Raw genomic sequence first — 7,801 nt, 5'->3', positions numbered from 1 at the left:
GTTGGGGGGTGGGCGGCTGGTGTGGCGGGGCGGGGGGAGTGGATCGGGGATTGGAGTCTGCATCTGGCGACCGTGCGGGCGGCCGCGCTGAGTCCGCTCGCGCCGGAGGACCCGCTGGTCGGCGGGTACGTGCCGAGTCCCTACTTCTCGCCGTACACCCTGCTGCTGGCCGTGATCACGCGGTTGTCCGGCCTGGCTCCCGAGACCGTCCTCGCGGCGGCCGGCGTGGTGAACGTCGGCTTGCTGCTGTGGGGGGTGCGCGTGCTGAGCCGCCGCCTCGGCGACCGGACCGCGACCGCCGTCCTCGCCGTCGCCTTCGTCCTGCTGCTGTGGGGGACGCGGCCGTTCGCCTGGAGCGGGTTCGCGCCGGTGGTCTCGCTGTCGTTCACCCAGTCCTACCCGTCCACGATGGCGCTGGCCCTGATGCCGCTGTGTCTCGCGGCCTTCCTCCGCTTTCGTGACGAGGGCCGCCGGGCCGATCTCGCGCTCCTCACGGTGCTGCCCGCGCTGATGCTGCTGATCCACCCCTTCACCGCCGCCGAAACGGCGTTCGTGGCCGCCGCCTTCGTGCTCGCCCGCCCGTCGGCCTGGCCGGCGAGCAGGTCGCTCGCGCTCGCGTGCGCCTGCGCCGGGGCGCTCGCCCTGGCGGCCCTCTGGCCGTATGCCGACATGTCCGGACTGGTGTGGGCGGGGCCGGACTTCTCCAGGATCCATAGCCTGCTCGTCGCCCACGCGTTCACGAAGTACTGGCTGGTCCTGGTGGGGGTCCCGGCCCTGTGGCACGGGGTGCGGCTGCGGCTGCCGCTGGGCCGGGAGCTGGTGGCGGCATTCGCCGGGGGAGCCGTGCTGGTGATCGTCGCCGTCCTCCTGGGCCGCTACGAGTTCACCAGGCTCATCCCCGCGATCGCCCTGATGTCGCACCTGGCCCTCGCCCGCCACCTGGGCGAGCGCCCGGCGCGCGCGCCGGAGTCCCTCACGAGACCCGATCCGGGCCGGCTCGGCCGCCTTCCCGCATTCGCCAAGGGTCGGCTCGGGCGCCTTCCCGGAGTCGCCATGGGTCGGTCTGGCCGTCTTTCCGGAGTCGCCATGGGTCGGTCCAGCCGTCTCCCAGGGGTTGTCACAGGTCGGTTCGGTCGTTTTCCTGCGGTCGTCGTCGGTCGGGACGGTCGTTTTCCCGAGGTTGTCGTGGGTTGGTTCGGTCGTGTTCTTGTGGGGGCCGTGGGCAGGCGGTCGTACGGTGTCGTGGTTGCTGTGGCCTGTGTGATCGGTCTGTACGGTGCGGTTCCTGGGCTGGCCAGGGGTCTGCCTGCCGAACTCTCCGCCGGTTTCGCGCCGGCCAGGACGATCGACCGCTGGCCGGGTGTGCGGGTCCGCCACAGTGGTGACTTCGCCAGGCCGTACGTCCGGGAGGGGGACGTCGTGATGGTGAGCGGGATCGGTGTCGCCCGGCGGCTGGCCGGATGGGGTGTGCGCGCGGTGGCGCCGCCCTACCCCTATCCGTTCGTCCCCGACGAGGCGGAGCGGCGGGCGGCGCAGTCGCGGATGTTCGCGGCGGAGACCCCGCCCGGAGAGCGGCTGCTGCTCGCCGACCGGTACGGCGTGCGCTGTGTCCTCGCCACCCGGCCCCTCGAGGTGCCCGGGTTCGTCCAGGTGGTGACCGCCGGCAAGCGCAGGCTGCTCTGCAGGCCCTGACCACGCGCTCGCGCGAGGCGCCGGATCCCGTGCGGCGGCCTGACCCTGCGCTCGCGCGGGGTGCCGGGTCCCGTGTGGCGGGCTGACCTCGTGCTTGTGGCGAGGCCGCCTTATCCTGTGCGGCGGGTCGTGGATCCCAGGCCGGGGCGGACCCCTCCGGGTCTCGGGTAGAAGATCGTCAGTACCTCTGGGAAGCCCCTATGGACTGCTGGATAGCCCTGTTCTGTCGGACGGTCCGGATAGGCTTTCTGTGTGGCGAGATCCGCGAACAGCCCCCTGAGTTTCCGGCCCGAGCAGGGCTCGATCCCCGAGTCCCCGGGTGTCTACCGCTTCCGGGACGCCCAGGGCAGGGTGATCTACGTCGGCAAGGCCAAGAGCCTCCGGCAGCGCCTCAACTCCTACTTCGCCGACTTCGCGAGCCTGCACCCGCGCACCCAGACGATGCTCACCACCGCCGGCGGCGTCGACTGGACCGTCGTCGGCACCGAGGTCGAGGCGCTCCAGCTCGAATACTCCTGGATCAAGGAGTTCGACCCCCGCTTCAACGTCAAGTACCGCGACGACAAGTCCTACCCCTTCCTCGCCGTCACCATGGGGGAGGACTTCCCCCGGGTTCAGGTCCTGCGGGGCGCCAAGCGCAAGGGCACCCGCTATTTCGGGCCCTACTCCCACGCCTGGGCGATCCGCGAGACCGTCGACCTGCTGCTCCGGGTCTTCCCGGTGCGCACCTGCTCGGCCGGGGTGTTCAAGCGGGCCGGGCAGATCGGCCGCCCGTGCCTGCTGGGCTACATCGACAAGTGCTCGGCCCCGTGCGTCGGCCTGGTCACCGAGGACGACCACCGCCGCCTGGCCGAGGACTTCTGCGACTTCATGGCGGGCAACACCGGCCGGTTCATCAGGCGCCTCGAACGCGACATGCGCGACGCCGCCTCCGCCGAGGAGTTCGAGCGGGCGGCCCGGCTCCGCGACGACATCCAGGCCCTGCAGCGTGCCCTGGAGAAGCAGGCCGTGGTGCTCGGCGAGGGCACCGACTGCGACGTGGTCGCCCTGGCCGAGGATCCCCTGGAGGCCGCCGTCCAGGTCTTCTACGTGCGCGGCGGCCGCATCCGGGGCCAGCGCGGCTGGGTCGTCGACAAGGTCGAGGACGCCTCCCCGGGCGAGCTCGTGGAGCACTTCCTGCTCCAGATGTACGGGGAGGCCGCTCCCGAGGCGGTGCCCCGGGAGGTCCTGGTGCCCGCGCTCCCGCCGGAGGTCGAGGCGGTGGCCGAGCTGCTCAGCGAGCAGCGCACCGCGCGGGTCGAGGTGCGGGTGCCCCAGCGCGGCGACAAGCGGACGCTGATGGAGACCGTCGAGCGCAACGCCAAGGAGTCACTCGCCCAGCACAAACTGCGCAGGGCCAGCGATCTCACCACCCGCAGCCGGGCCCTTCAGGAGATCTCCGACGCGCTCGACCTCGACCAGGCGCCGCTGCGCATCGAGTGCTACGACGTGTCCCACCTCCAGGGGGACGACGTGGTGGCCTCGATGGTGGTCTTCGAGGACGGCCTCGCGCGCAAGAGCGAGTACCGCCGGTTCGCGATCCGCGGCACCGCAGGACAGGGCGACGTCGCCTCGATCTACGAGGTGGTCTACCGCCGGTTCCGGCGGCACGTCGAGGACCGCGCTGCCCGGGGCGAGCTCGATCCCGAGCCGATCGACCCCGAGACCGGCAAACCCCGCAGGTTCGCCTACCCGCCCAACCTCGTCGTGGTCGACGGCGGGCCGGCCCAGGTGGCGGCGGCACAGCGGGCCCTGGACGAGCTCGGGGTGGACGACGTCGCGGTCAGCGGCCTGGCCAAGCGGCTGGAAGAGGTCTGGCTTCCCGGCGACGACCAGCCTGTCATCCTGCCCCGGAGCAGCGAAGGGCTTTATCTTCTACAGAGGGTGCGCGATGAGGCTCATCGATTCGCCATCACCTACCATCGATCAAAACGCGCGAAGCTTGTCAAAGAGAGCGCTCTGGACGAGATCCGCGGGCTCGGGTCGGCGCGCAAGCAGGCTTTGCTGAAGCGCTTCGGATCGGTCAAACGGTTGCGGGGGGCCACCGTCGACGAGATCCGCGAGGTTCCCGGCATCGGGCTTTCGACGGCCGAGGCGATCGTTGCCGCGTTGAAGGGGGAGGGCACGTGACCGAGCAGACCGGTGGAAACGGGAATGGGCACCACACCTCGCGGTCGCGATCCGGCGAGCCGCGGGACCACAAGAGCGCGGTGAACGACTCCGCGTTCGTGATCGTCACCGGCATGTCCGGGGCCGGGCGCAGCACGGCGGCCAAGGCCCTGGAGGACCTCGGCTGGTTCGTCATCGACAACCTGCCGCCGGGCATGCTGTTCGCCATGGCCGAGGAGGCCGGCCGGGTCAACCTCGACGCCGACAAGGTCGCCGCCGTGGTCGACGTCCGCAGCCTGGCCTTCACCACCGACCTGAACACCGCGATCGGTGAGCTGGAGGCGCGCGGCGTCGGCGTGCGCGTGGTCTTCCTTGAGGCCAGCGACGAGGGCCTGGTGCGGCGCTTCGAGAACGTCCGGCGCCCGCATCCGCTCCAGGGCGATGGGCGGCTCGTCGACGGCATCGCCAGGGAGCGCGGCATCCTGCGGGAGGTCCGTGCCCACGCCGATCTCGTCATCGACACATCCTCGCTCAATGTGCACGAGCTGCGGGGTAAGATCGTTTCGTTCTTCGGCGGGGAGGATCGGCCCGGCCTGCGGGTCAACGTGGTGTCCTTCGGCTTCAAGTACGGCCTGCCGGTGGACGCCGACCTGGTGGTCGACTGCCGGTTCCTGCCCAACCCGCACTGGGTGCCCGAGCTACGGCCGATGAGCGGCCTGGACACCCCCGTGCGGGAGTACGTCCTGAACCAGCCGGGAGCCAAGGAGTTCCTGGACGCGTACGAGGAGGTTCTCGGGGTCGTCGCCACGGGATATGTCCGCGAGGGCAAGGGGTACGCCACCCTCGCCGTGGGCTGTACCGGCGGCAGGCACCGGAGCGTGGCCATGTCCGAGCAGATCGGCGCGCGACTGCGCGATCGGGGCATGGAAGTGCAGGTGAGCCATCGGGATGTGGGCCGCGAGTGAGTGCAGGGAACGGGACGCCCGTGGGTACGCTCCACGGCGCGCTCCCGCCGCAGGATCGATCGAGCGAGACGGCCAGTAAGGACGAGGGGCACCGATCACCGACGCGAGAGATGACTGAGGACGGCCCCGCCGTGCGACCGCAGGGCGGTACGCGGGCCGAAGACGGCACCACGACCCCCACGAAGCCGGGCACGGCGCGACCGGAGACCCCCGCGAAGGCGGGTGCGGCGCGACTGGGGGCATCTGCGGAGCCGGGTAGCGCGCGACCAGAGGCTCCCGCGGCGCCGGGTAAGGCGCGATCGGGGGCATCCGCAGAGGCGGGTGCGGCGCGGGTGGAGGTCCCCGCCGAGGGGGGAATGGCGCGGCGGGGGGTGGCTGGGCTGGAGGTGGGCTCGGTTCTGGGTGGGGAAGACGCGGGGCGGGTGGGGCGGGATGTGCGGGTTGTTGCGTTCGGGGGTGGGCATGGGCTGTACGCCTCCCTGTCGGCGCTGCGGAGGGTCACCGGCGAGCTGACGGCGGTGGTGACCGTGGCCGACGACGGTGGCTCCAGCGGGCGGCTCAGGCGCGAGCTGGGCGTCCTGCCGCCCGGTGACCTGCGCATGGCGCTGGCGGCGCTGTGCGGCGACGACGACTGGGGGCAGACCTGGAGCAAGGTCGTCCAGCACCGCTTCCGCAGCGAGGGCGAGTTACACGGTCACGCCGTGGGGAACCTCTTGATCGTCGCGCTCTGGGAGCTGCTCGACGACCCGGTCGCGGGGCTCGACTGGGTGGGCCGCCTGCTCGGGGCGCACGGCCGGGTGCTGCCCATGGCGTCGGTCCCCATCGACATCGAGGCCGAGGTGGAGTACGACGGCGTGGTGACGGTCGTCCGGGGGCAGGTGGCCTGCGCGGTCGCCCCCGGCAACGTCCAGGCGATCTCGCTGGTCCCGGCCGACCCGCCCGCCTGCCCCGAGGCCGTGCAAGCGGTCAGGGACGCCGACTGGGTGGTGTTCGGGCCGGGGTCGTGGTTCACCAGCGTGCTGCCGCACCTGAAGGTGCCCCAGCTCGCCGGCGCGCTGCACACCACCGCCGCCCGGCGGCTGGTGGCGCTGAACCTGGCGCCGCAGCCGGGGGAGACGGAGGGCTTCTCCGCCGAGAAGCACCTGGAGGTGCTGCGCGAGCACGCCCCCGACCTGACGATCGACGTCGTGCTCGCCGATCACGGGGTGGTGGGGGAGCGCGAGGAGCTGGAGAAGGCGGCCGACGCGCTGGGCGGGCGCCTGGTGCTCGCCGACGTGGCGGCCGCGGACGGCTCGCCGAGGCATGATGCACGACGGCTTGCCTCGGTCCTGGACGAGATTTTCCGTGGGAAGCGTTGATCCTGGTCAGCGCGCCCACGGGGTGCGAGAGACTTGCCGGGGGCGAATGGAGCCGCGTCGGGCGCAGACAACGTCCACGGGGCGCGACGAGGCGGTTTCGATCATGAGACGCGTCTGTTTGGGGGAGGACACAGGCACATGGCCATGACGGGTGTGGTGAAGGACGAGCTGAGTCGGCTCGCGGTGCTGAAGCCTTGTTGCCGCAAGGCCGAGGTGTCGACATTGCTCCGGTTCGCCAGCGGGCTGCACCTTGTGGGCGGGCGCATCGTCATCGAGGCGGAGCTCGACACCAATGTCACCGCCCGGCGTCTGATCAAGGACATCGGCGAGGTGTTCGGGCACAAGGCCGAGGTGCTGGTGCTCGCGCCCGCCGGCCTGCGCAAGGGGTCGAGGTACGTCGTCAGGGTGTACCGCGACGGCGAGGCGCTGGCCCGGCAGACCGGCCTGATCGACAACCACGGGCGTCCGGTGCGCGGGCTGCCGCGCCAGGTGGTGTCGGGGGCGACGTGCGACGCGGAGGCCGCCTGGCGGGGTGCCTTCCTCGCCCACGGGTCGCTGACCGAGCCCGGCCGTTCGATGTCCCTGGAGGTGACCTGCCCCGGGCCGGAGGCGGCGCTCGCGCTGGTCGGCTCGGCGCGCCGGCTCAAGATCCACGCCAAGGCGCGTGAGGTGCGCGGGGTCGACCGCGTCGTGGTCAGGGACGGCGACGCGATCAGCGCGCTGCTCACCCGGCTGGGCGCCCACGACAGCGTGCTGGCCTGGGAGGAACGCCGGATGCGCCGCGAGGTGCGCGCCACGGCCCACCGCCTGGCCAACTTCGACGACGCCAACCTGCGCCGGTCGGCGCGCGCGGCGGTGGCGGCGGGGGCCAGGGTCCAGCGGGCCCTGGAGATCCTCGGCGACGACGCCCCCGAGCACCTGGTGATCGCCGGGCGCCTGCGGGTGGAGCACAAGCAGGCGTCGCTGGAGGAACTGGGCCAGATCGCCGACCCGCCGCTGACCAAGGACGCGATAGCGGGGCGCATCCGCCGGCTGCTCGCCATGGCGGACAAACGCGCCTCCGACCTCGGCATCGCCAGCACCGACGCCAACCTCACCGCGGAGATGCTCGCCCCCTGACACGCTCCCGTCTCGGGGCCGTGTGCGGGTGGAGCCGAGCAGTCGGAGCGCTATGCGACGGAGGCCCCATCTTGGGTCCCCGGGTGCAGGAGGGCGTGCGGGTGGAGCCGAATAGCCGGAGCGCCACGCGTGGGGTCCCGTTTCGGGTGCCCGCGTGCGGGTGCGGCTGAGCGGTCGGAGTGCTACGCGGCGGGTGGGGCCGAGCTGTCGGAGCGCTACGTGGCGGAGGCTCCGTCTTGGGTGTCCGCGTGCGGGTGGGGTCGAGTAGCCGGAGGGCTACGCGGTGGCGGTTCCGTTTCGGGCGCCCCGTGTGCAGGTTGGGTCGCTCGGGGTGGCGGTCGTCGATGGTCAGCAGGAGGGTGTCCCGGGCAGGGTCTGGCCGGATCGGGTGGTCCGGGCCGGTGGTTGTCGGTTCGGGTGATTCGAGGTCGGGCGGCGGGTGGCTCGGGTCGATGGTGGGTTCGGGGTCGGTGGAGTGGGTTCGGGTCGGTGGTGGTGGTTTGGGTGGGTGGTGGGTGG

General features: G+C 72.0%; 5 protein-coding genes. All 5 read left to right on the top strand.

What is annotated here, in order from left to right:
• Positions 1–1,692, top strand: a 1,692-nt coding sequence (locus NYZ98_RS40840; RefSeq protein ID WP_262850873.1) for a hypothetical protein, incomplete at its 5' end; no start/stop codon positions are given.
• 276 nt (positions 1,693–1,968) lie between these two features.
• Complete coding sequence (gene uvrC, locus NYZ98_RS40835; RefSeq protein ID WP_262850877.1) at positions 1,969–3,861, top strand: excinuclease ABC subunit UvrC; 1,893 nt, start codon at positions 1,969–1,971, stop codon at positions 3,859–3,861.
• An 80-nt stretch (positions 3,862–3,941) separates the two neighbouring features.
• On the top strand, positions 3,942–4,805 hold the full coding sequence (gene rapZ, locus NYZ98_RS40830; RefSeq protein ID WP_262850875.1) for an RNase adapter RapZ: 864 nt from the start codon (positions 3,942–3,944) through the stop codon (positions 4,803–4,805).
• A 434-nt stretch (positions 4,806–5,239) separates the two neighbouring features.
• Complete coding sequence (locus NYZ98_RS40825) at positions 5,240–6,163, top strand: gluconeogenesis factor YvcK family protein (RefSeq protein ID WP_262850871.1); 924 nt, start codon at positions 5,240–5,242, stop codon at positions 6,161–6,163.
• Positions 6,164–6,301: 138 nt separating this feature from the next.
• Positions 6,302–7,282 (top strand): DNA-binding protein WhiA, encoded by a 981-nt coding sequence (gene whiA, locus NYZ98_RS40820; protein WP_248965560.1) that lies wholly within the window; start codon positions 6,302–6,304, stop codon positions 7,280–7,282.
• Positions 7,283–7,801 lie beyond the last annotated feature (519 nt).

The sequence above is a fragment of the Sphaerisporangium corydalis genome, from assembly GCF_025506355.1.
GTDB lineage: Bacteria > Actinomycetota > Actinomycetes > Streptosporangiales > Streptosporangiaceae > Sphaerisporangium > Sphaerisporangium corydalis.
This window is presented reverse-complemented; position numbering and strand designations above follow the sequence as displayed.